Genomic DNA, 20,178 nt, shown 5'->3' with positions numbered 1-20,178 from the left:
GCGAGCACGGCGCATTCGCGCCCCCGCCCGCGCGCTGGCCTCCAGCGAGCGGGCGGGGCTTCGGGGTGGTGCGTCAGCAGCAGCCGGCGTTGCTCCCGGCGAGCTGGGAGTGCGGCGCGGGGGCGGGCGCCGGGGCGGCGCTGCCGGGCGCCGTGGCGAAGAGAAGGGTGGCGGTCAGTGCGAGGCCGCTGGCGGCCGCGATCAGCATCGTGCGCATGAAGTCCCCCTGATGGTCGGTCGGCTCGGGCCTTCAGCCAAGCGGATGTGGCGGAGGACTGTCAATGGACTCGGGGCCGCCCGCCTCGGCGGCCGAGGCGGCTTAGTACGGGTCGGTGGAGAGGTAGACCGCGTTCGGGACGAAGGCCACCCGCCCGATCGAGGTGGAGTAGGGGAGTTTGCCGTCGCCCCAGAAGACGCCTGAGCTGCCGGAGGAGTTGATGGTCAGGCGGGCGTGCGGGTGGCCGGCGGTTCCGCTGGCCCAGCAGAAGCCGCCGTTGGCGGAGTAGACGACCAGGTTGCCGTCGGACTGCATGACGGCCTTGTAGCCACAGCCGACGGTGTTGCTGGCGGAGCCGACCACGATCTTGCTCGGGTCCCACTGGTCGGGCTGGTAGGCGACGAGGTTGCCGTCCGTCTGCATGATGATCTGGGTCCGGCCGGACTCGATGTGCCAGCCCGGGTAGAGCGGCTCGTCGTCCCAGATCGAGGTGTGCTCGCTGGCCCGCTCGATCGCCGCCTCGGCGGTGCCCGTGGTGGCCAGGGTTCCGGCCAGCGCCAGGCCGACCGTGGCGGCGGCCATCGCCATGTGCCGCAGCGTCTTCGTCGTCTTCATGTCCCCGTGCTGCCTCTCTCGCGTGTGGGGACGCCCGTGAGTGTGGCCGGGCGCCCGGTGGTGGGGATGATCCTGGTGGAGAGCGATAAACACGACGTTGAGGCACAGGCCGGGCCCCCGCTGACCGGGGTCGTGGAGCACACCACCACGGACGAACCCCCGCCCGCTCGTTGGAGGCCGACGAGCCGGGGGGGAGTGGTTCAGGCGAGGTGGTCGAACTCCGAACTCGCCGGCCCTGGCGCCGAGGAGGAAGCTGCGGAGCGCCGGGTCGTCCAGCCACACGTGCTGATCGCCGTCGGCCGTGATGATCAGCCCGAAGCGGGTGGGTCAGGTCAGCTTGTAGTCCTGGTGCGGTGTGGCCCGCTCCCATACGGCTTCAAAGGCGGAGCTGACCAGATCCACGGCGGCCTGATCCGTCCACCACTCCCTGTCCACGACCTCGCCGACCTCGGAGAAGTACGTGAACAGCACGGCCGATCCGTCGAACAACCACAGGTCCGTACCCGGCAGCGCGATGTCGGCAGCCTGCCGCCGGGGCAGCCAGCGCACCAGCTCACCCGCTGCGACGTTGGCGAACGTGAGGTCGTGCTCGTACCGGATGTAGTCCGTCACCGGCTCCGAGACGATCCGGGCCCGCCGCATCACCACGCCGCGCCCGGTCGTCTCGGCTACCAGGTCCGCCCAGGATCCCCACCAGTCGGGCAGCTTGGCCGGATCGCCGTCGTACCGGTGGCCGGCACGCCAGCGAGCGAACTCCGGATCATCCGGCGTGTAGCTGTCACGCATCTCCAGGTGCACGGCGGAGCGCTGTGCGTTGGCCAAGCCCTCACGTACGGGGTACTTCACCGGTCCCGCCCTTCGGCTGCGGAATGAACTGGCACATCACAGGCGGGAGTCGGATGATCGCCTCGCGGTCCGGAGAGTCCGTGCCGCGATGGGGTGATCGACCCGATCCCCTGGCACGCCCTCACCTCGTCCTCCGGGGTCTGCTCGCTTTCCGCTCGGTGGGCGATCCCCGTCCGGGCAGACTGGTTCACCCGGAACCGTTGCGGCTGAACTAGGCCACTCTCCATGCTGGACTGGTTTACTGACTGTTTGTCAGGTGAAGCGCAGCACTGCCCTGTGAGCCGAACCGAGAGAGGAACCTGACCATGGGAGACCAGAACGAGGGCGGCGCGAACGACGGCAAGGTTGGCGGGCACGCCAAGCCCGGTGGGCCGGCCGTCGGTCCGAAGCCCTCGAAGGACGGTCAGAAGCCGGATCCGGCCCCGAAGCACAAGAGGTGAAGGCCGACGAACGGCGGGCGGAGCTGGTGGCGGCGCTCACCGGCTCCGGGGTTCTGAATGCCGACTGGACCGCCGCATTCAGCGCCGTGCCGCGACACGCCTTCCTGCCCGAAACCATCTGGGCCGACGAGAGCGGCGGCGACACCGAGTGCAGCCGGTCCGAGGACCCCGGACGGTGGATGCGGCTCGCCTACAGCGACGTGCCGATCGTCACGCAGTGGGATGACGGCAGGGCGTGCGGCCGGACCACCCCCACGTCCTCGGCGTCGATGCCCACGATGGTGGCCGAGATGCTGTCCGACCTGGACGCGGCCCCCGGACATCGAGTGCTCGAAATCGGGACGGGCACCGGTTACAACGCGGCGTTGTTGGCTCATCGCCTGGGCGCCGAGATGGTGGCCACCATCGAGGTGGACATGAAGGTCGCCGAGCAGGCCCGCACAGCACTTCTCGCTGCCGGCTACACCCCCGAAGTCGTCTGCGGGGACGGCGAACGCGGGTGGGGCGCGCGCGCTCCGTACGACCGGGTGATCTCCACCGTGTCACTGCGGGACATCCCGCCTGCCTGGGTGGCTCAGACCCGGCCGGGCGGCTTGATCGTCAGCCCCGTCTCGCCGCTGCTGGGCGGCGGGGCGATCGTCAGACTCACGGTGCACGGCGACGGGACGGCGAGCGGCCGGTTCACCCGGTCGTCCGCGTTCATGATGCTGCGCCGACAGCGGTACCAGGGTGCCCCGGTGGACGACTACCTGCCGGGTGACTGGCCCGGTGACTCCGGGCAGTCCTGGACGCGTCTCGACCCCGAAGCCATCGGGGACGACTGGTTGGCGCAGTTCGCCTGTGCCCTCTCCCTGCCGGACGTGTACTACCGGCGCAACGAGTTCGGCGAGGGCTGGACGTGGTGGCTGTTCGATACGGCCGTCACGTCCTGGGCGACGGTCGACTCCGTACCGGGGGAATCCCGGTTCGAGGTTCGGCAGTCCGGGCCCCGGCGGCTCTGGGGCGAGATGGAGACCGCCTACAACCGGTGGACGGCCGCCGGGCGCCCCGGCTACGAGCGGTACGGGCTCACGGTGACGCCCGGGGGACAGGAGGCGTGGCTGGACGAGCCTGACAATCTCCTGTGGGGTAGCCGGTAGAGCGACGCCTCGCAGCCGACCGCCACACCCCCTTGGGAGCGGCGGTCGGCTGCATGCGGGCCCTCGCACAGGAGTTCAGGCGAGGTGGTCGAACTCGCCGGCCCTGGCGGCGAGGAGGAAGCTGCGGAGCGCGGGGTCGTCCAGCCACACGTGCTGATCGCCGTTGGCCATGATGGTCAGCCCGAAGCGGGTCAGCTCCGGCTTGCCGTCCTCCAGCCACGCCTGACGTGCGGCCACCACCTCGTCCCACAGTCGGCGAGGGCCGGACTGGTGGACGGCATCGGCTCCGTCCCAGTCGCGGAAGCGGACGGAGGCCCAGGAGCCCGCGTCGTCCGAGAGCTGGAAGCGGTGGGTGTCGGATGGGTCGGCTGCCTGCCAGGTGTGCACGGTTCGGACGCCGGGCATCCGGAGGCCGATGGCGAACGCCGCGTGGACGTTCTCTTCCGCCAGGTCGGGGTCCATCGGAGACGGGCCTCGGTGGTCTGGTGAGCGGTCCGGGTCCTTGACCTCGTGGGGTCGCTGGGCTCGCATCCACATGAACGACACGTCGCCGACGAATCGCCCGTGCGACTCCCGCCCCCGCTCGCCGACCTCCAGCCGGAGCAGCCCGGCGTTGGCGTACGGGGTGCCCCAGGGGGTCACGATGATGCCGCCGGGGCGGGTCTGCTCGATCCACGCGAGTGGCACCCGCTGAACGGCTGCCGTCGAGTGGATGCGGTCGTAGGGGGCACCGGCCGGGTACCCGAGCAGGCCGTCGCCGACGACCCGGAGGGGCTTCAGCCCGAGCCCTGCCAGGCGCTCCGAGGCAGCCGCAGCCACCGCCGGGTCGACTTCGATCGTCGTCACGGCCCCTTCGCCAAGCCGGTTGCACAGCAAGGCGCTCGTCCAGCCGGTCCCGGTGCCGATGTCGAGCACCGTGCTCCCGTCCACCACGTCCAGGTGGCGAAGCATGGACGAGACCAGGCGTGGCATGGATCCCGACGAGGTGGCGATTCCGGGCCCGTCCGCCCGGCCCTCGTCGAGCTGCGTGACGATCTGGCGGCCGGAGTTGACCTCCGCCCACCATCCGACCGGGTCCGCGTCCTTGCTGAGCAAGCGATATCCCTTGGGGGCGTCGTCGTCCTCGACCCAGACCTCGCCAGGCACGAAGGCAGAGCGCGGGGCGCGCTCGAAGGCGCCCCGCCACTCCTCGCCCAGGGCGCCGGCCTCGGTGAGGTCGGCGAGCAACTGCGCGTACTCGTCCATCAGTTCGGGCTCACTTCTTGGGCGGGTTGGTAACGGGCTTGGTCCACTGGCCGTCCGACTCCTTCGTGGACTGCTTCTTGTCCCCGGATTCGCCGCCCTTGCCATCACCGTGCTTGCCCATGTCGGCCACTCCTCGGAGTCGCTGGAATCGATGGCAATACGCTAGGCAGGGAGGTGAGTTGGGGTCCACGTGATTCTATGAGATTGCATGCCGTCACCCGATCGCAGCAATGACAGCCGTGATCAACGCGCGAGCCTTCGAGCCGTAGACCGCCATATCCGCGAGCGCGGCGTACGTGTCGGCGTACATGGCCACTTCGCTGGGCTGCGTCAGGGTGAGGTGCCCGGAGACCAGCTCCACGTTCACTTGGGTCGTGTCGAAGATCCAGAACCCTTCCACGGGCATCCTCGTGCGGTGCAGCCGAGCCGGGACGATCCCCACACTGACATTCGGCAGAGCGCTCACCGTGACCAGCTGTTCAAGCTGCTCGGTCTGGGCATCCGCGTTGCCGAGCCCGTTGCGAAGGACGGACTCCTCAAGGAGGAACGCGAAGCGCCGTTGCCCTTCGCGGAGGACGCGTTGCCGTTCCATCCGGACGGCCACGGCATCGGCCACGTCATCGACCGGCACTCGCCTGAGCTGGACGGCGCGCAACACGTCCTCGGTGTAGGTGTGAGTCTGGAGAAGTCCGGGAACGAGCCACGACGAGTACGCCCGGAACCAGTGCGTTCGCTCGAACAGAGGCAGAACGGCCTCCTGTGCCCTGCGCAGCCCCGCACGCTCCATGCGGCGCCACTCCACCCACATGCCTTCCACGGTCCGCAGCGAGGCCACCAGGTTGGCCGCCTGGTCCTCCCTACCGCACGCACGGCACCATGCGCGCAGGTCATCAGCGGACGGCGAGGTCTTGCCGGTGGAGATCCGGGACACCTTGGACGGGTGCCAACCACACAGCGCCGCGAGCTGCTTGCCGTCCAGTCCGGCTTCCTCGCACATCTCCCGAAGGCGATCTGCGAGGACCCGCCGGGCGGCTTGGACGTGGGACGATCCCGAGACGGACATGATGGGTCAGGTCAGCTTGTAGTCCTGGTGCGGTGTGGCCCGCTCCCATACGGCTTTAAAGGCGGAGCTGACCAGATCCACGGCGGCCTGATCCGTCCGCCACTCCCTGTCCACGACCTCGCCGACCCCGGAGAAGTACGTGAACAGCACGGCCGATCCGTCGAACAACCACAGGTCCGTACCCGGCAGCGCGATGTCGGCAGCCTGCCGCCGGGGCAGCCAGCGCACCAGCTCACCCGCTGCGACGTTGGCGAACGTGAGGTCGTGCTCGTACCGGATGTAGTCCGTCACCGGCTCCGAGACGATCCGGGCCCGCCGCATCACCACGCCGCGCCCGGTCGTCTCGGCTACCAGGTCCGCCCAGGATCCCCACCAGTCGGGCAGCTTGGCCGGATCGCCGTCGTACCGGTGGCCGGCACGCCAGCGAGCGAACTCCGGATCATCCGGCGTGTAGCTGTCACGCATCTCCAGGTGCACGGCGGAGCGCTGTGCGTTGGCCAAGCCCTCACGTACCGGGTACTTCACCGGTCCCGCCCTCCAGTCGCGGAATGAACTGCCGCATCACGGCCGGGAGCCGGACGATCGCCTCGCGGTCCGGAACATCCGTGCTGTGACCGGGGATCGATCCGATCTCCTGGCATGCCTTCACGTCGTCTTCGGTGGCTTTGTAGGACTGGATCAGCAGATCCCCGCTGTCCTCGTCTAGCCAGATCGTCGGCGAGTCGTCAACGGGGGTGTTCGGGATGATCCCCAGGAAACGCAGCCTCATGACCTCTCCCTATGCCGGTCTGATGGCGCTCAGTCGCACGACTATCGCCCCGGCAGCCGATGAGCGCAAGAACCACAGGGTGCGGGTGGCGCGGTGCGGCGGTGGGTGGAACGAACCCCGCCCGCTCGTTGGAGGCCAACGAGCGGGCGGGGAGGGGGAGGCGTTCAGCCGAGGTGGTCGAACTCGCCGGCCTTGGCCCCGAGGAGGAAGGCGCGGAGCTTGGTGGCGGTTGTGGTGATCACGGTGTTGGGCTCGTCGGACTCGCGAAGGTGACAGAGCGGATCGACGCCGGTAGCCAGTTCTAGGCAGGCGTTGCCAGCGTCCCCGCCGCTGAACGATGACTTCTGCCAGGAGAGTTCGGGCATTTGTGGCGCCTCTCATGCTTGTAGTGGGTAGAGGAGATATTGAAGAAGCCCCCACGAGGTCCGCGAGCTGTTCGCTGATGTCGCGTCGACAGCGGGTAGTGCGATCTCGCTCAACTGCTGGAACTTCCATCCATACGCTGCGATGTTCTCAGGGGCGCCATCATGTTCGGCCCGCCCGGGTAGATCCAGAACGATGGTTGAGAGATCAATGCATCCGGGGTCGCACACGACGAACGGCCCAGATGAGGGTGGCTTCCGGGTTGCTGTGAAGGGGAGGATCTGGATCGTGACATTGGGGCGTTCAGCCACGGCCAACAGGTGCGCCAACTGGACCCTCATGACTTCCATGCCCGGGAAGAGCATGCGCAGGGCGGCCTCATGGATAACAAATCGGAACTGGCGGTCGCTGTCCAGGATTTGCTGGCGATCTGTGCGGAATTGGATGGCTGTTGCGAGGTCCCAGTGCCCGTTGCGGTATGTGTCCTTGTAGATGGCCTCGGCGTACTCAGGAGACTGAAGCAAACCGGGGATGTATAGGGTCTCGAAGTTATCGATACGGATGGTTCGGTCTTCGAGCTCCGCCAGATCGAGCGAGAGATCGGGCACTTGGCCCTTGTACTTGCTCCACCAGCCCTTGCCGTTGCGGGATCCGAGATCGTGTAGCAGTTCGATGTAGGTATCATCCGTGCACCCATAGCCATCGAGCAGGACCGAGAGTCGCTCGGGGTCGAGCGATGTTCGGGCGGCTTCGATGTGGCTGAGCTGTGGGCCGACGATGCCGATGAGTGCGCCGGCGTCCTTGACCGCAAGGCCTGCCGCCTCGCGCAACCTCCTCAGCTCAGCGCCGAACCGCCGCTGTCGTTCGCTGATTTGGGTCCTGAGTGCCAAGGCGGGTTCCTTCCGTGTCGGGCCAGTCTCCACCCATACGAGTGAGCTTAGCCAAGTGGGGCGAGGTTTCTTGGCGATCAGGTTGCACGCGTAAGACCTCTAGCCCTACTCTCAGTGTTGCACCGATCACATGGCGAAGTGTCAGTCTTCGTCGATTCCCCTCTCCTCCCTCCCCTGGGGTCTCTCATGTGTGCTTCCAGCCCTCCCGACTGCTCCGCCGCCCGCGCCGAGCTGTCCGACCTCCTCGGCTCCGCCGGATGGCCGCCCTCCCGCATCTCCGACGCCGAACTCGCCCTGCACGAACTCTTCGTCAACGCCTGGGAGCACGCGGGCAGCCTGGCGCCGCTCGTCACGTTCTCCCTCTCCCCGCGCTGCCTCCGGGTCCAGGTCTGCGACGACAGTCCCGTCCTCCCGCCCGCGCCTCACCTCCCCTTGGACCCGCTCTCGCTCTCCGGCCGGGGCCTCCACCTGGTCCGCGCCCTCACCCACCGTTTCGGCGCCGACCCCCGTAAGCACGGCAAGGTCGTATGGTTCGAACTGGAGCCCCTCGCGTGAACCATCGCCAGCCGATGAAGCCCACCGATCCCCGGATCCGGGCCTACACCGACGACCACATCCGCACCCTCCTGGCCGAACTCCACGAGCGCGGCCGCAAGTTCGGCCTGGTCTTCCCCTCCGCCACCACCGACAAGACCCTCGACGGCCGCGTCCTGGTCCGCTTCAACACGGCCCCGGCCTCGACCTTGCTCAACCTCCTCACCCTCCTCCTCGACGCCGACCGCGACCGCGACCGCGAGCGCCCGTGCGGTTCCTGATCGGCGCCGCCTTCGCGACCCTCCTCGCCCTCGCGCTGGCCACCGTCGCCCTGGGGGTCATCACCGCACTCAACGTTGCAAGGCCCGACGAAGAGGAGCCCAGAGATGTCTGACCCCGCCCTCGCGAACGCCCTCGCCGCCGCGCAGTACGCCGTTGCCGCCGCCTTCAACTCCGTCTCCCTCACCCCCGTCACCCCGCCCGTCCCCGACGACTTCGACTGGCCCGCACTCGAAGCCTTCGTCTTCCACCTGGGCTTCGCCGCCGACGACTCGGACGCCGCCCTCAACCTCCACCGGCTGCTCTTCGCCGTCCAGCGGATCGCCTACCGCGAGGCCGCCGGCCGTGACGCCCCCTGGCCGGCCACGCGTCTCGATCCGCGCTCGCCGGTGTGAAACCCTCGCCCCATGAAGGACGAGTTCACGCGCCGGATGGACAGCGCCTGGGAGTGGTGGGACGCCGCCATCGAGGACTCCCAGGAGGGCCGGTGGATCCGCACCGACACCGAGCGCCGGACGATCGACGACATCGCCGCCGCGACCGTCGGTTGCCCGCCCGCGTCCGGTGAACTCCCGTGGCGGGCCCGGCTGGCCCGGATCGTGCGCTGGGCCGCCGTGCTGAGGCTCGCCGCCCGGGCCGGCGGCTGGGAGCTGGTGCCCGTCACCGGTGTGGCCCCGGCCCGGCCGGCCGGCATGGCGACCCTGCTCTCCGCCGTCTACGCGGTCGGGGAGCAGGGTGAGATCTGGCTCGACGCCCTTCGGACGGAGGGCCCGCCGCCGGTCGTCGAGGTCGGCCGGGCGGAGGCCTTCCTCTTCGGGCCGGGCTCGGTCGAGGACCTCCGCCAGTTCTTCTACGACTGACGCGCTACGACTGACGCCCGGCTCGGCTTTCTCCCCGTGCGCCGACGGGCCCCCGGCGCCGGAAGTCGGCCCGTCCGACGTCCTGTGCCGTTTGGTGCCGGATGGGTGCAACCGAACACGCGTTTTCACCCGTTTCAGCTGATGTGAATCTCACCGGCACCCCGTTCTTCGTCCTCGCGCTCCTCCTCGTCCCGATCTCCGTGGGTCTGCTGATGTACCTGTGGAACCGGGTGCGCGGCCCGCAGGCCCTGCGCTTCGGGTCGCGGCTGCTGATGGTGGCCTTCGCGCAGGTCACGGCGGTGACGCTGGTGTTCGTGCTGGTGAACAACGACAACCAGCTGTACGGCAACTGGGACGACCTGCTCGGCACCGGCAGCCACGTGCACGCCGTGCCCGTCCCGCCCCCGGCGGACGCGACGGCGGCCGCGAACGCGCCCGACCAGCCCAAGGTGGTGCAGCAGTTCGGGCCGGTGGACGACGACGCGGTGCCGAAGGACGTGAAGACCACCCAGCTGAAGGGCCGGGTGTCCGGGGTCGACGGCGAGGTGCTGGTCTGGACGCCGCCGCAGTACGACGACCCGGCCTACAAGGACAAGAAGTTCCCGGTGGTCGAGCTGCTCGCGGGCTTCCCCGGCTCGTCCAGCGCCTGGTTCGGCAGCATGAACGTCTCCAAGCAGCTGGGCCCGCTGATGAAGTCCGGGCAGGTCGCGCCGTTCATCCTGGTCGCGCCGCGGGTCGTGCTGCTCGGCGCGCACGTGGACACCGGCTGCGCGGACGTGCCGGGCAAGGTCAACGCCGAGACCTGGCTGGCGCGGGACGTGCCGCAGATGGTGCTGGACAACTTCCGGGCCGAGCCCGGCCCCGAGCGGTGGGCGGTGGCCGGCTACTCGGCGGGCGCGCACTGCGCGGTGCGGCTGGCGCTGGGGCACCCGAACCGGTACCACGCGGGCGTCGGCCTGTCCGGGTACAACGACCCGATGGGCGAGTCCGCCTCGCTGACCGCCAAGGACCCGCACCTGCGCGAGGTCTCCAACCCGGTCTACCTGCTGCAGCACGCCCAGACCCCGCCGAACGTCGCCCTGTACGTGACCGGGAAGAAGGGCGACGGCTACGAGGACGCCTTGGCGCTGCAGAAGAACGCCAAGGCGCCCACGGCCGTCACCCCGGTGGAGGTCGACGGGCCGCACCTGACGTCCACGTGGCAGCCGCTGGTGCCGTCCGTGTTCACCTGGCTCACCCAGACCGTCGGGAAGGGCTGACGGTCAGCGCTGGGGCAGCTCGCAGCCGTCCGGGCCGCAGGCCTCCGCGTCGCCGGGTACGCCGACCTGGATCAGCGGGGTCGGCACCCGGCTGCCCCAGGCCTGCTCCAACGCCTGGGTGAACGTTTCCGCGGGCTGGGCGCCGGAGACGCCGAGGCGCCGGTCGAGGACGAAGAACGGCACGCCCGTCGCCCCCATGGCGGAGGCCGTCTCCTCGTCCTCGCGCACCGCTTCCGCGTACGCCTCCGGGTCCGCCAGCACGGCGGCCGCCGCGGAGGCGTCCAGCCCGGCCTCGACGGCCAGCTCGGTCAGCCGCCCGGCGTCGAAGGCGGAGCGCTCCTCGGCGAAGTTCGCACGGTACAGCGCGTCCAGCAGTTCGGCCTGCCGACCGTGCTCCTTGGCGAAGTGCAGCAGCCGGTGCATGTCGAAGGAGTTCGCGGCGTCCCGCCCGCCTGCCAGATAGGGCAGGCCCTCGCCGCGGGCGTTCTCGGCGATCCGGGCCTCCGCGGCCTCGGCCTGCTCCAGGCTCATCCCGTACTTGGCGGCGAGCAGCGGGATCACCGGGCGGGCGGTGCGCGGGGCGTTGGGGTCCAGCTCGAACGAGCGGTGGACGACCTCCACCTCCGCGCGGTGCGGGAACACCGCCAGGGCCCGCTCGAACCGGGCCTTGCCGATGTAGCACCACGGGCAGTTGATATCGCTCCAGATCTCCACGCGCACGGCGCCGCACTCCTCACGGTCTCGCGCGGACCGTCCGCGCCGACGCCTACCGGAACGCCGGCCTCCACCTGAATATTTCTCGTCCTGAAATGTTCAGGTGCGAGAGCCGGCGACCGGCCGCTCGTAGCGGCTCATCCAGAGCGCCGGGACGTCCTCCTTCGGCTGCCCCGGCAGGCCGGGCCGGCGCGTGTCGCCGCGGTGGACGAAGCCGCGCCCCTCGTCGTAGTCGCGCAGCGAGCGGTTGTGGGAGACGCAGTCCTGGGAGGCGTCGAGCCGTCGAGGCGTCGAGGCGTCGAGGCGTCGAGCGGTCGAGCCGTCGAGCGGTCGAGCGGTCGAGCGGACGCCACGGACACCGTTCACCCGATCGGCTGAAGCGCGGAGCGGGAGGTCGGACCGGCCGACTTCCCGCTCCACCGGCCACCAACCCGGCGCTCAGCAGGAGATGTTGCCCCCGCCCACGGTGGTGCCCAGCACACCGACGAACTGCTTGAACAGGTTGATCCGGTCGTTGCGCTCGTCCGGGTTCTTGCCGTTGCACTCCAGGTCGCCGTTGATGCTGCGGATGGTCTCGCCGAAGCCCCGGTTGTCGACGATGGCGTCGTGCGGGGTCACCGTCCCGGCGCCCTTCTGGCTGTCCCAGAACCAGAGGGCGGTCTTCCAGGAGACGGCCGGGTTCTTCTCGACCTGGGAGGGGTCGTGCAGCAGGTCGATGTGAAGGGCGTCGCCGGCGGCCTTGTAGTTGAAGTTCCAGCTGATCTGCAGCGGTCCGCGCCCGTAGTACGCGGACTTCCCCGCCGGGCAGCCGTACGGCTGGGTGGTGTCGCAGTAGTGGCTGTAGTTGGCGGTGTTCTGCTCGACGACGTACCGGAGCCCGCCGGTCTCGTGGCTGACGTTGGCGAGGAACGCGGCCGCTTCGCGCTTGCGGGTGGCCGTGTCGCCGGTGGTGGTGAACTGCGGGTAGGCGCCCAGGGCGTCGGTCAGGCCCCGGTACGTGTAGAAGGGGTTCCGGTTCGGGAACATCTTGTCGAACTGGGCCTCGCTGACCACGAAGGAGGCCGCCGCGGCCGCCTGGCCGGCGGTCGGACCGGTCAGGGCGACGGTGCTCAGGGCGGCGGCCGCGGCGGCTGCGGAGAGGGTGCGGGAGAGCTTCATCGTTCCTCGTCGGGGGTCTTGGGGGGAGCGGTGCTTCGCGCTCGAAGCGCCGGTGCCATCGTGGTCGGCGGCACCCCGGGATCCGGGCCGTTCCGAGGTCCAAACCACTCGTACGGGTCCCATCCGGCCCGGGAGTTGTCGCCGCGTTCACCGCGGGGTGATCATCCGGCAGTCATACGCACCGGATAGCCTCATCCGCGCACGGCACGAGAGCGGACCCGGGGGACAGGGCATGGCGCACACCGACGACGAGGGTGACGAGCGGCTGGCAGCCGAGGGCGAGGTGGCCGTCGCCCGGCTAGCGATCGACTCCGGCGACCTCACCCACGCCGCCGACCACCTCTCCGACGCGATCCTCGCCGACCCCCAGCTGCCCGAACTCCACGAGGCACTGGCCGAGTTGTCCGCGGCCGCGGGCGGCCCCGCCAAGGCGCGCGAGCTGTTCCCGCTGGACGGCGAGGTCTACCTGGGCACGGTCGTCTGCCGGGCCCACGTGGAGGCCGCCGCCGGGGACTGGGACACCGCCGTCACCCTGCTCGCCTCGGCGATCCAGTACGAGCCGGCCCGCCCCTGGGCGCACACCGCCTGGCTCGCCCGCGAGGACCTGCCCACCCTGGTCGACCCGGACGCCGTCGCCCAGGCGGTGGCCCGCGCCGCCGGCACCCTGCCCGACCCGCTGCCCACCGAACTCGCCGACGCCGTACGGCCCTTCGAGCGCTTCCTGCGGGCCGTGGTGGCCCGCCACCCCGAGCACCCGCTGCTGCTGGCGATGGCGTCCGGCCTGACCCGCCGCTTCGGCGCCACCGCCCGCGCCGTCGAACTCGCCGAGCGGGCCCACCGCCTGGCCCCCGGCTACCTGCCCTCCGTGATGCTCGGCAACGCCCTGCGCGCCGACGGCCGCCCCGAGGAGGCGCTCGCCGTCTGGGAGGCCGAACTGGCCCGGGTCGCCCCGGACGAGGGCAACTCCAGCAGCTACCTCGCCGTGGACGTCGCCGAGCTGTACGCCACCCTCGGCCGCCCCGCCGAGGGCCTGCCCTGGCTGGAGCGCGTCCTCGCCACCGAGCCCGACCACCCCAAGGCCGCCCCCGCCCGGCACGGGCTGCGGCACGCCGTCGACGGCGACGCCGTGCACCTGCTCGCCCTCGCCGACCACCACCGCGACCACCCCGACCACGAGTACGCCCAGGACCTGCTGGAGCGGCTCAGCCACCGGGAGTCCTGGCTCGGCATGGTCTCCGGCGCCACCGAGGCGACCGTCAACGTGCTGCACCAGGTGCTCGGTTCGGCCGGCGCCGGCCCCGACGCCGAGATCGACTGCACCGCCTCCGCCGTCGAGCCGCCCAGCTCGGTGCTGGCCGTCCACCTCGCCCTGCCGCGCTCCACGGTGTCCTACCGGTCCGTCGGCGAGCCCGACCCCCGGCTGCCGCTGACCGAGCCCACCACCCGGATCTGGGCCTGGGACGGCACCGACCCGCGCCCGGCCGTCGCCGCGCCCGCCCCGTCGAGCGCCGAACTCGTCCGCGCCACCGCCGAGATCGTCTGGCCGACCGTCCCCGCCGCCTACGACCACGCCGTCCGGCTGGCCGGGCTGCCGCTGGACGAACTGCTCGGCGTGCTCGTCCACCCGCCGGCACCCCGCGAGGACGACCTCGGCCGCGCCCTGCTCGCCCACCAGCCCGAGCTGTGGGTGCGCGCCGTCCAGTCCTTCGCCTGCCTCGGCATCGCCCACCACCGCACCGACCAGCCCTGGGAGGGCTCCGAACGCCGCCGGGTGCTGCGCGACCTGCTGCTCGGGCCGGAGGACTGGGTGGTCGAGGCGGCCGGCTTCGCCCTGGTCGCGATCGGCTGGACCCACCCCGCCGCCCGCGCCGACGTCGCCGCACTGCTGCGCCAGCGGCTGGACTACAGCGCCCGGGCGAGCCGCAGCCGGGTGGTGACGATCCTCCGCTCGTACTGCGCCCTGGTGCTGGCCGCGCCCTGGGCGGAGCCGGCCGACCTCGCGCTCGCCCGGCAGCTGCTGGAGGAGGCGGACGCCCGGGACGCCGAGGACGGCGAGGACAGCGAGGACAGCGAGGACGGCGACGACGGCGAGGAGGCGGAGGACGCCGACGGGACCGGCGACGCCCGGGGCGCCGACGAAGGGCCCGCGCCGGCGGAGCCCGGACCGCCGCAGGACCGGGGGCAGTCCCGCCCCGGCCTGTTCCGCCGCCTCTTCGGCCGCTCGTAGCGCAGCGGGCCGGTGGCAGCGGGCCCCTGCACCCCTGGTGGCAGCAGCGGCCGCTACACCCCCGGCAGCGTCTCCTGGTCCACGTCGAACCGCGCGACCCGCTCCGCCGGATCGCGGCACTCCGGCCCCAGCCGCAGCATCCGCGACTCCGGATCGTGCAGCGGCCGGTGGCAGCGTCGGCAGGTCACCCGGGGGCGGAGGGCCTCGGTGGTGGCCGTGCCGGGCAGGGGCTCAGGGCTGGTCATGGGGAGACGGTAGCGGCCGTCGGCCGTGAAAGGATCCCCGCATGGCCACCGACCGCAGCAGCGCAGGAGACCCGGCGCGCACCCTCGCCCTGCTCTGGGGGCTGACCGCCGAGGAGAAGCCGGGCCGGCGCGGCCCCCGGCAGGCCCGTTCGACCGGCGAGATCGCCGCCGCCGCGATCGCCCTGGCCGACGCCGAGGGCGTGGACGCCGTCACCATGCGCCGGGTCGCCCAGGAGCTGGGGCTGTCCGCGATGGCGCTCTACACCTACGTGCCCGGCAAGGCCGAACTCGTCGACCTGATGCTGGACACGGTCTACGCCACCATGCCCCGCAGCACCCCGGCGGACGAGGGCTGGCGGGCCCGGGCCACCGCCGTCGCCGACGACAACCGGGCGCTGTTCCGCGCCCACCCGTGGGTCGCGGCCGTGTCCACCAGCCGCCCGCCGCTGGGCCCCGGCCTGATGGCCAAGTACGAGTACGAGCTGCGCGCCCTGGAGGGCACCGGCCTGCCCGACGTCGAGCTGGACGCCGCGCTGACCCACCTGCTCGGCTTCGTCCAGACCTGTGCCCGGATGGCCGCCGACGAGCGGGCCGCCCAGCGGGACAGCGCGCTGACCGACGCCCAGTGGTGGCAGGCCAACGCCGAGCTGCTGGCCCGGGTCTTCGACCCCGAGCGCCACCCGGTCGCCGCCCGCGTGGGCGCCGCGGCCGGGGAGGCGCACGGCGGCGCGTACAGCCCGGACCACGCGTACGCCTTCGGCCTGGCCCGCGTCCTGGACGGCCTGGAAGCCCTGATCAGGGAGCGGTAGCCCCCGCCCGGATCAGGCGGTGGCGGCCCGCCCGTCGTACTCCTCGCGGGCCGCGACCACGGAGGCCACCTGCTGCTCCGACCAGTGCGCGAGCGCCGCGACCAGCTCCGCCGCCTCCTGCCCGAGCGGGGTGAGGCTGTAGTCGACCCGGGGCGGGATCACCGGGTGCGCCTCGCGCCGTACGAAGCCGTCCCGCTCCAGCGTCTGCAGGGTCTGGGCGAGCATCTTCTCGCTGACCCCCGAGACCCGCCGCCGCAGTTCGCTGAACCGGTAGCCGCGTTCGCGCAGCGCGCCGAGGACGAGCACGCCCCAGCGGCTGGTGACGTGCTCCAGCACGCCCCGGGACGGGCACATCCGGTCGAAGACGTTCGCGGGCGGGAGTCCGTCCGCGATCCCTGTGCTTACCTTCATGTCAGTACCATACTTTGAAGTGCGTACTTTCGAAAGGTTAGTGCCGTCCCTAAGGTTAGTTGCGAGCCCGAAAGCCCGCGAACCCCCTGAGGAGCACGCCATGTACGTCGTCACCGGAGCCACCGGCCAGCTCGGCCGTCTCGTCGTCGAGGGCCTGCTGGCCGCCGTCCCCGCGAGCGAGGTGGCGGTCGCCGTCCGCTCCGCCGAGAAGGCCGCCGACCTGGCCGCACGCGGGGTCGACGTCCGGGTGGTCGACTACGACCGGCCGCAGACCCTGGCGGGCGCCTTCACCGCCGGCGACCGGGTGCTGCTGATCTCGGGCAGCGAGGTCGGCCGCCGCATCCCGCAGCACCGGGCCGTGGTGGAGGCCGCGCGGGCGGCCGGGGTCGGCCTGCTCGCCTACACCAGCATCCCGGGCGCCGCGACCTTCGGGCTGGCCGACGAGCACAAGGCGACCGAGGAGCTGATCCTCGCCTCCGGGCTGCCGTACGCCTTCCTGCGCAACGGCTGGTACACCGAGAACTACCTGGGCGACGCGGCCGGCACCGTCGAGCGCGGCGTGGTGCTCGGCAGCGCCGGGGGCGGCCGGGTGGCCACCGCCCCCCGCCGGGACTACGCCGACGCCGCGGTCGCCGTGCTGCTGCGCGAGGGCGAGCGGAACCGGGTCTACGAGCTGAGCGGCGACACCGCCTGGAGCCTGCCCGAGCTGGCCGCGGAACTGGCGCAGGCCTCCGGCAAGCCGGTCGCCCACCGCGACGTGACCCCGGCCGAGCACTTGGAGGTCCTGGTCGGCGCGGGCCTGCCGCAGGGCTTCGCGCAGGCCCTGGTCGACGTGGACGCGGGCATCGCGCGCGGCGAGCTGTCCGGCACCCCGGGCGACCTGGCCCGGCTGATCGGCCGCCCGACCGTCCCGCTGGCGGAGTCCGTCCGTACCGCGCTGGGCGTCTGAGGCACCCCGCCTGAGCAGCGGAAACGACGGGATTCGTCCAGCATTCAGGCGCTGTCATGACCAAAATACGGAAACGGAGATGACAGGCTGCCCTCCCGCCCGCTACCGTCGCCTCGATATTCGCGCGCGCGGGAGGGCACTCGGCCATGCCAGAGACAACCCAGCAGGACAGTGGCCGAGGCCTCTGGTACGGCATGGCGGCCTACGGCATCTGGGGCCTGTTCCCCCTCTTCTGGCCACTGCTGGAGCCCGGCGCCGCCGACGACATCCTGGCCAACCGGATGGTCTGGTCCCTGGTCGCGGTGGTGCTGATGCTGGTCGCCCAGCGGCACTGGAGCTGGATACGCCCGCTGCTGCGCCAGCCCCGCCGGGTCGCCATGCTGGCCGGCGCGGCCGCGGTGATCTCCGTCAACTGGGGCGTCTACATCTGGGCCGTCAACAACGGCCACGTCGTGGAGACCAGCCTCGGCTACTTCATCAACCCGCTGGTCACCATCGGCTTCGGCGTCCTGGTGCTCAAGGAGAAGCTGCGCGGCGCGCAGTGGACGGCCGTCGGCATCGGCGCGGCCGCCGTCGCGGTGCTGACCGCCGCCTTCGGGCAGCTGCCCTGGATCGCGCTCACCCTGGCGCTCTCCTTCGCCACCTACGGCCTGCTGAAGAAGCAGGTCGGGCTGAGCGGGCTGGAGAGCCTGGCCGCGGAGAGCGCCTTCATGTTCCCCTTCGCCCTCGGCTACCTCGTCTACCTGGAGGTCAGCGGGCGCGGCACCTTCGGGCACACGGTGGCCGGCTCGTACGGCTGGGGGCACTCCGGGCTGCTGGTGCTCAGCGGGGTGATCACCGCGATCCCGCTGCTGTTCTTCGGCGCGGCCGCCATCCGGGTGCCGCTGACCGTGATGGGCCTGCTGCAGTACCTGGCGCCGGTGTTCCAGTTCCTGATCGGCGTCGCGGTGTTCCACGAGTCGATGCCGCCCGCGCGCTGGGCCGGCTTCGCCCTGGTGTGGGCCGCGCTGGCGCTGCTCACCTGGGACGCGCTGCGCCAGGTGCGCGCCGACCGGGCCGACCGCGCCGACCGGGCCGACGGCGCCGGGCGGGCCGCGGTGACGCCGCAGCCCGCCCCGGCCGAGGCCGCCCGGGAAGCCGTCACGCGCTGAGGCCCCTCACGCGCTGAGGCCCCTCACGCGCTGATGTCGCGGCTGGTGAACCGGGCCCAGGCCGCCGCGCCGAACACGGCGACGTAGGCGGCCTGCAGGCCGAGGTCCTTCCACACGCCGTCCCAGTACATCGGCGCGCGCAGCAGGTCCGAGAAGCTCATCCAGTAGTGGGTGAACAGGAACGGCCGGATCGCGTCCAGCTGCGGGAAGGCGTCCAGGATCTGCACCGTGATGACCAGCCCGACGGTCGCGGCCATCGCCGCGATGCCGCTGCCGGTGAGGGTGGAGACGAACAGCCCGATCGCCACCAGCCCGGCCAGCGAGACCGCGACCACCCCGGCCACCAGCACCGCCCGCAGCAGCGCGTCGGCGAAGCCGATGGTGTCCCCGGAGATCAGCGTGACCTCGCCGAGCGGGAACAGCGCGGCACCGGTGGCCAGCGCCGCCAGCGCGACCGCCGCGGTGGCCGCCAGGCAGAACACCAGCCCGGCGGTGAACTTGGCGGCCAGCAGCCTGGTCCGCCCGGCCGGGGCGACCAGCAGGTAGCGCAGCGTCCCGGTGGCCGCCTCGCCCGCCACCGAGTCGCCGGCGACCACGCCGACCGTCATCGGCAGGAAGACCGGCAGGGCCACCGCCAGCGCGGTGAACACCAGGAACAGGCCGTTCTGGGTGGTCTGCGCGATGAAGTTCGGACCGCCGCCGTCGTGCGGGCTGTCGGTGTTGAGCTTGACGACCACCCCGATCAGGACCGGCAGCACCGCCAGGATGCCGAGCAGCACCTTGGTGCGCATCCGGCGGAAGGTCAGGTGCAGTTCGTTGCGGAACAGCGCCAGGAACCCGGACGCGGTCTGCGGCCGCCGGCCGGTCACCAGCACCGCCCCGGGCCCCGTCGCCTCAGCCGCCTTCGCCTCAGCCTGCGACATCGAAGCCCTCCCCGGTCAGCGCCACGAAGGCGTCCTCCAACGTGCCCCGCTCCAGCCCGAACCCGTGCACCCGGACCCCGGCCTCGACCAGCGCCGCGCACAGCTTGGGCAGCGCCTCGTCGCCGCTCGCGCCGAGTTCGCCGTCCACCCGGCCCTCGCCGGGCACCAGCGCGCCCACCTGGTGGGCCGCCAGCACCTCGGCGGCCTGCGCCACGTCGGGGGTGCGGACCACCAGCCGGCCCTGCGCCCGGGCGGCCAGCTCGGCGACGGTGCCCTGGACGACCAGCCGGCCCCGGGACATCACCGCCGCATGGGTGCAGACCTGCTCGATCTCGTCCAGCAGGTGGGAGGAGAGGAACACCGTGGTGCCCTCCGCCGCGACCTCCCGGACCAGCGCCCGGATCTCCCGCATGCCCTGCGGGTCCAGCCCGTTGGTCGGCTCGTCCAGCACCAGCAGTTCGCGCGGCTGCAGCAGCGCGGAGGCCAGGCCCAGGCGCTGCTTCATGCCGAGCGAGTAGGCGCGGGCCTTCTTGCCCGCGGCGGCGCTCAGGCCGACCCGCTCCAGCGCGGTCTCGACCCGCTGTCGGCGGGTGCGCGGGTCGGCGGTCGGGTCGGCGGCGTCGAAGCGGACCAGGTTGTCCCGGCCGGACAGGAAGCCGTACAGCGCCGGGCCCTCGATCAGCGCGCCCACCCGGGGCAGCACGGTGGCGACGGACTGCGGCATCGACTCGCCGAGCACGGTGGCCATGCCGGCGGTGGGGGCGATCAGGCCCATCAGCATCCGGATGGTGGTGGTCTTGCCGGAGCCGTTGGGGCCGAGGAAGCCGAACACGGAGCCGCGCGGCACGGTCAGGTCCAGTCCGTCGACGGCGAGTTGGCCGCCGCGGAAGCGCTTGGTCAGGCCCCGGGTCCTGATCACGTCGTCACCAGCGGAAGCGGAGGAAGCGGAGGAAGCGAGGGAGGCGGGGGAGGAAGCGGGGGAGGCGGAAGGAACGGGGGCCGGGCGCGACACCGCGCCCGGGCCCCCGGCCGACTCCGTAACGTCCCCCGTTACGGGAGTCTCGGTCATGCG

28 protein-coding genes are annotated in these 20,178 nt (G+C 71.7%); 12 read left to right on the top strand and 16 right to left on the bottom strand.

The features are described from left to right. Positions 1-73: 73 nt before the first annotated feature. The 3 genes from ACZ3YL_RS13275 to ACZ3YL_RS13265 form a co-directional block, all read right to left on the bottom strand. Positions 74-217 (bottom strand): hypothetical protein, encoded by a 144-nt coding sequence (locus ACZ3YL_RS13275; RefSeq protein ID WP_188309197.1) that lies wholly within the window; start codon positions 215-217, stop codon positions 74-76. 102 nt (positions 218-319) lie between these two features. Continuing rightward, complete coding sequence (locus tag ACZ3YL_RS13270) at positions 320-832, bottom strand: hypothetical protein (protein ID WP_465657158.1); 513 nt, start codon at positions 830-832, stop codon at positions 320-322. Positions 833-1,159: 327 nt separating this feature from the next. After that, a complete protein-coding gene (locus ACZ3YL_RS13265) occupies positions 1,160-1,678 on the bottom strand; it encodes a DUF6879 family protein (RefSeq protein ID WP_465657157.1) in 519 nt (172 codons plus the stop codon). A 305-nt stretch (positions 1,679-1,983) separates the two neighbouring features. Between ACZ3YL_RS13265 and ACZ3YL_RS13260 the strand changes: the two genes are divergently transcribed. Continuing rightward, the gene (locus tag ACZ3YL_RS13260) at positions 1,984-2,118 is read left to right on the top strand and encodes a hypothetical protein (protein ID WP_465657155.1); all 135 of its coding nucleotides are present in this window, start codon (positions 1,984-1,986) and stop codon (positions 2,116-2,118) included. Further along, the gene (locus tag ACZ3YL_RS13255) at positions 2,115-3,257 is read left to right on the top strand and encodes a methyltransferase domain-containing protein (protein WP_465657153.1); all 1,143 of its coding nucleotides are present in this window, start codon (positions 2,115-2,117) and stop codon (positions 3,255-3,257) included. The genes ACZ3YL_RS13260 and ACZ3YL_RS13255 overlap by 4 nt, the downstream gene beginning before the upstream one ends. Positions 3,258-3,332: 75 nt before the next feature. On the opposite strand, the gene ACZ3YL_RS13250 is transcribed toward ACZ3YL_RS13255, so the two are convergent. The 6 genes from ACZ3YL_RS13250 to ACZ3YL_RS13225 all read right to left on the bottom strand — a co-directional run bounded on the left by ACZ3YL_RS13250 (position 3,333) and on the right by ACZ3YL_RS13225 (position 7,587). Beyond that, complete coding sequence (locus tag ACZ3YL_RS13250; RefSeq protein ID WP_465657151.1) at positions 3,333-4,502, bottom strand: methyltransferase domain-containing protein; 1,170 nt, start codon at positions 4,500-4,502, stop codon at positions 3,333-3,335. 214 nt (positions 4,503-4,716) lie between these two features. Next, on the bottom strand, positions 4,717-5,565 hold the full coding sequence (locus ACZ3YL_RS13245; RefSeq protein WP_465657150.1) for a helix-turn-helix domain-containing protein: 849 nt from the start codon (positions 5,563-5,565) through the stop codon (positions 4,717-4,719). 6 nt (positions 5,566-5,571) lie between these two features. Continuing rightward, positions 5,572-6,090, bottom strand: a complete 519-nt coding sequence (locus ACZ3YL_RS13240; RefSeq protein WP_465657149.1) for a DUF6879 family protein — start codon at positions 6,088-6,090, stop codon at positions 5,572-5,574. Continuing rightward, positions 6,071-6,334 (bottom strand): hypothetical protein, encoded by a 264-nt coding sequence (locus tag ACZ3YL_RS13235; protein ID WP_465657147.1) that lies wholly within the window; start codon positions 6,332-6,334, stop codon positions 6,071-6,073. The genes ACZ3YL_RS13240 and ACZ3YL_RS13235 overlap by 20 nt, the downstream gene beginning before the upstream one ends. 164 nt (positions 6,335-6,498) lie before the next feature. Next, positions 6,499-6,699 (bottom strand): DUF397 domain-containing protein, encoded by a 201-nt coding sequence (locus ACZ3YL_RS13230; RefSeq protein ID WP_465657146.1) that lies wholly within the window; start codon positions 6,697-6,699, stop codon positions 6,499-6,501. Positions 6,700-6,711: 12 nt separating this feature from the next. After that, positions 6,712-7,587, bottom strand: a complete 876-nt coding sequence (locus tag ACZ3YL_RS13225; RefSeq protein ID WP_465657144.1) for a helix-turn-helix domain-containing protein — start codon at positions 7,585-7,587, stop codon at positions 6,712-6,714. Positions 7,588-7,773: 186 nt separating this feature from the next. Here ACZ3YL_RS13225 and ACZ3YL_RS13220 point away from each other — a divergent pair, with 186 nt between their 5' ends. The 6 genes from ACZ3YL_RS13220 (at position 7,774) to ACZ3YL_RS13195 (ending at position 10,519) form a co-directional block, all read left to right on the top strand. Next, the gene (locus tag ACZ3YL_RS13220; protein WP_465657143.1) at positions 7,774-8,142 is read left to right on the top strand and encodes an ATP-binding protein; all 369 of its coding nucleotides are present in this window, start codon (positions 7,774-7,776) and stop codon (positions 8,140-8,142) included. Then, the gene (locus tag ACZ3YL_RS13215) at positions 8,139-8,402 is read left to right on the top strand and encodes a hypothetical protein (RefSeq protein ID WP_465657141.1); all 264 of its coding nucleotides are present in this window, start codon (positions 8,139-8,141) and stop codon (positions 8,400-8,402) included. The genes ACZ3YL_RS13220 and ACZ3YL_RS13215 overlap by 4 nt, the downstream gene beginning before the upstream one ends. Then, a complete protein-coding gene (locus tag ACZ3YL_RS13210; RefSeq protein WP_465657139.1) occupies positions 8,390-8,515 on the top strand; it encodes a hypothetical protein in 126 nt (41 codons plus the stop codon). Before ACZ3YL_RS13215 ends, ACZ3YL_RS13210 begins: the two co-directional genes overlap by 13 nt. Beyond that, complete coding sequence (locus tag ACZ3YL_RS13205) at positions 8,508-8,795, top strand: hypothetical protein (RefSeq protein WP_465657138.1); 288 nt, start codon at positions 8,508-8,510, stop codon at positions 8,793-8,795. The genes ACZ3YL_RS13210 and ACZ3YL_RS13205 overlap by 8 nt, the downstream gene beginning before the upstream one ends. Before the next feature lie 12 nt (positions 8,796-8,807). Then, positions 8,808-9,260 (top strand): hypothetical protein, encoded by a 453-nt coding sequence (locus ACZ3YL_RS13200; protein ID WP_465657136.1) that lies wholly within the window; start codon positions 8,808-8,810, stop codon positions 9,258-9,260. A 143-nt stretch (positions 9,261-9,403) separates the two neighbouring features. Continuing rightward, a complete protein-coding gene (locus ACZ3YL_RS13195; RefSeq protein ID WP_465657134.1) occupies positions 9,404-10,519 on the top strand; it encodes an alpha/beta hydrolase in 1,116 nt (371 codons plus the stop codon). Between the two features lie 3 nt (positions 10,520-10,522). Here the strand turns inward: ACZ3YL_RS13195 and ACZ3YL_RS13190 are convergent, their stop codons facing one another. From ACZ3YL_RS13190 to ACZ3YL_RS13180, 3 genes are all read right to left on the bottom strand, one after another. After that, entirely contained in the window at positions 10,523-11,239 is a 717-nt protein-coding gene (locus ACZ3YL_RS13190) for a DsbA family oxidoreductase (protein ID WP_465657132.1), read from the bottom strand. A gap of 93 nt (positions 11,240-11,332) precedes the next feature. Beyond that, entirely contained in the window at positions 11,333-11,599 is a 267-nt protein-coding gene (locus ACZ3YL_RS13185) for a hypothetical protein (RefSeq protein ID WP_465657130.1), read from the bottom strand. A 72-nt stretch (positions 11,600-11,671) separates the two neighbouring features. Then, positions 11,672-12,391 (bottom strand): chitinase, encoded by a 720-nt coding sequence (locus ACZ3YL_RS13180; RefSeq protein ID WP_465657128.1) that lies wholly within the window; start codon positions 12,389-12,391, stop codon positions 11,672-11,674. Positions 12,392-12,623: 232 nt separating this feature from the next. Here ACZ3YL_RS13180 and ACZ3YL_RS13175 point away from each other — a divergent pair, with 232 nt between their 5' ends. Continuing rightward, positions 12,624-14,618, top strand: coding sequence for a tetratricopeptide repeat protein (locus ACZ3YL_RS13175; RefSeq protein WP_465657126.1), 1,995 nt, complete (start codon positions 12,624-12,626; stop codon positions 14,616-14,618). A 53-nt stretch (positions 14,619-14,671) separates the two neighbouring features. Here ACZ3YL_RS13175 and ACZ3YL_RS13170 read toward each other — a convergent pair whose 3' ends face one another. Further along, positions 14,672-14,863, bottom strand: a complete 192-nt coding sequence (locus tag ACZ3YL_RS13170) for a DUF6011 domain-containing protein (RefSeq protein ID WP_188309190.1) — start codon at positions 14,861-14,863, stop codon at positions 14,672-14,674. Positions 14,864-14,904: 41 nt separating this feature from the next. Between ACZ3YL_RS13170 and ACZ3YL_RS13165 the strand changes: the two genes are divergently transcribed. After that, positions 14,905-15,672, top strand: coding sequence for a TetR/AcrR family transcriptional regulator C-terminal domain-containing protein (locus ACZ3YL_RS13165; protein WP_188309189.1), 768 nt, complete (start codon positions 14,905-14,907; stop codon positions 15,670-15,672). A gap of 12 nt (positions 15,673-15,684) precedes the next feature. On the opposite strand, the gene ACZ3YL_RS13160 is transcribed toward ACZ3YL_RS13165, so the two are convergent. Beyond that, a complete protein-coding gene (locus tag ACZ3YL_RS13160; protein ID WP_465657124.1) occupies positions 15,685-16,083 on the bottom strand; it encodes a winged helix-turn-helix transcriptional regulator in 399 nt (132 codons plus the stop codon). A gap of 100 nt (positions 16,084-16,183) precedes the next feature. Between ACZ3YL_RS13160 and ACZ3YL_RS13155 the strand changes: the two genes are divergently transcribed. Together ACZ3YL_RS13155 and rarD are read left to right on the top strand one after the other, a co-directional pair. Continuing rightward, positions 16,184-17,032, top strand: coding sequence for an SDR family oxidoreductase (locus ACZ3YL_RS13155; RefSeq protein ID WP_465657122.1), 849 nt, complete (start codon positions 16,184-16,186; stop codon positions 17,030-17,032). Positions 17,033-17,178: 146 nt separating this feature from the next. Continuing rightward, the gene (rarD, locus tag ACZ3YL_RS13150) at positions 17,179-18,183 is read left to right on the top strand and encodes an EamA family transporter RarD (RefSeq protein ID WP_465657121.1); all 1,005 of its coding nucleotides are present in this window, start codon (positions 17,179-17,181) and stop codon (positions 18,181-18,183) included. 23 nt (positions 18,184-18,206) lie between these two features. Here the strand turns inward: rarD and ACZ3YL_RS13145 are convergent, their stop codons facing one another. Together ACZ3YL_RS13145 and ACZ3YL_RS13140 are read right to left on the bottom strand one after the other, a co-directional pair. Beyond that, positions 18,207-19,106, bottom strand: coding sequence for an ABC transporter permease (locus ACZ3YL_RS13145; RefSeq protein ID WP_465657119.1), 900 nt, complete (start codon positions 19,104-19,106; stop codon positions 18,207-18,209). Further along, positions 19,093-20,175 (bottom strand): ABC transporter ATP-binding protein, encoded by a 1,083-nt coding sequence (locus tag ACZ3YL_RS13140; RefSeq protein WP_465657117.1) that lies wholly within the window; start codon positions 20,173-20,175, stop codon positions 19,093-19,095. Before ACZ3YL_RS13140 ends, ACZ3YL_RS13145 begins: the two co-directional genes overlap by 14 nt. Positions 20,176-20,178 lie beyond the last annotated feature (3 nt).

The organism is Kitasatospora sp. NPDC023176 (assembly GCF_055560495.1).
The sequence above is the reverse complement of the archived record's forward strand: the minus strand, read 5'-3'. Positions and strand labels throughout refer to the sequence as shown.

Excerpts from the sequence above, each read along its gene's own strand:
- ACZ3YL_RS13235 (WP_465657147.1), bottom strand. The coding sequence starts at position 6,334 with ATGAGGCTGCGTTTCCTGGGGATCATCCCGAACACCCCCGTTGACGAC.
- ACZ3YL_RS13275 (WP_188309197.1), bottom strand. The coding sequence starts at position 217 with ATGCGCACGATGCTGATCGCGGCCGCCAGCGGCCTCGCACTGACCGCC.
- rarD (WP_465657121.1), top strand. The coding sequence starts at position 17,179 with ATGCCAGAGACAACCCAGCAGGACAGTGGCCGAGGCCTCTGGTACGGC.
- ACZ3YL_RS13250 (WP_465657151.1), bottom strand. The coding sequence starts at position 4,502 with ATGGACGAGTACGCGCAGTTGCTCGCCGACCTCACCGAGGCCGGCGCC.
- ACZ3YL_RS13245 (WP_465657150.1), bottom strand. The coding sequence starts at position 5,565 with ATGTCCGTCTCGGGATCGTCCCACGTCCAAGCCGCCCGGCGGGTCCTC.
- ACZ3YL_RS13230 (WP_465657146.1), bottom strand. The coding sequence starts at position 6,699 with ATGCCCGAACTCTCCTGGCAGAAGTCATCGTTCAGCGGCGGGGACGCT.
- ACZ3YL_RS13175 (WP_465657126.1), top strand. The coding sequence starts at position 12,624 with ATGGCGCACACCGACGACGAGGGTGACGAGCGGCTGGCAGCCGAGGGC.
- ACZ3YL_RS13170 (WP_188309190.1), bottom strand. The coding sequence starts at position 14,863 with ATGACCAGCCCTGAGCCCCTGCCCGGCACGGCCACCACCGAGGCCCTC.
- ACZ3YL_RS13140 (WP_465657117.1), bottom strand. The coding sequence starts at position 20,175 with ATGACCGAGACTCCCGTAACGGGGGACGTTACGGAGTCGGCCGGGGGC.
- ACZ3YL_RS13220 (WP_465657143.1), top strand. The coding sequence starts at position 7,774 with ATGTGTGCTTCCAGCCCTCCCGACTGCTCCGCCGCCCGCGCCGAGCTG.
- ACZ3YL_RS13200 (WP_465657136.1), top strand. The coding sequence starts at position 8,808 with ATGAAGGACGAGTTCACGCGCCGGATGGACAGCGCCTGGGAGTGGTGG.
- ACZ3YL_RS13270 (WP_465657158.1), bottom strand. The coding sequence starts at position 832 with ATGAAGACGACGAAGACGCTGCGGCACATGGCGATGGCCGCCGCCACG.
- ACZ3YL_RS13180 (WP_465657128.1), bottom strand. The coding sequence starts at position 12,391 with ATGAAGCTCTCCCGCACCCTCTCCGCAGCCGCCGCGGCCGCCGCCCTG.
- ACZ3YL_RS13155 (WP_465657122.1), top strand. The coding sequence starts at position 16,184 with ATGTACGTCGTCACCGGAGCCACCGGCCAGCTCGGCCGTCTCGTCGTC.
- ACZ3YL_RS13165 (WP_188309189.1), top strand. The coding sequence starts at position 14,905 with ATGGCCACCGACCGCAGCAGCGCAGGAGACCCGGCGCGCACCCTCGCC.
- ACZ3YL_RS13145 (WP_465657119.1), bottom strand. The coding sequence starts at position 19,106 with ATGTCGCAGGCTGAGGCGAAGGCGGCTGAGGCGACGGGGCCCGGGGCG.
- ACZ3YL_RS13260 (WP_465657155.1), top strand. The coding sequence starts at position 1,984 with ATGGGAGACCAGAACGAGGGCGGCGCGAACGACGGCAAGGTTGGCGGG.
- ACZ3YL_RS13160 (WP_465657124.1), bottom strand. The coding sequence starts at position 16,083 with ATGAAGGTAAGCACAGGGATCGCGGACGGACTCCCGCCCGCGAACGTC.
- ACZ3YL_RS13205 (WP_465657138.1), top strand. The coding sequence starts at position 8,508 with ATGTCTGACCCCGCCCTCGCGAACGCCCTCGCCGCCGCGCAGTACGCC.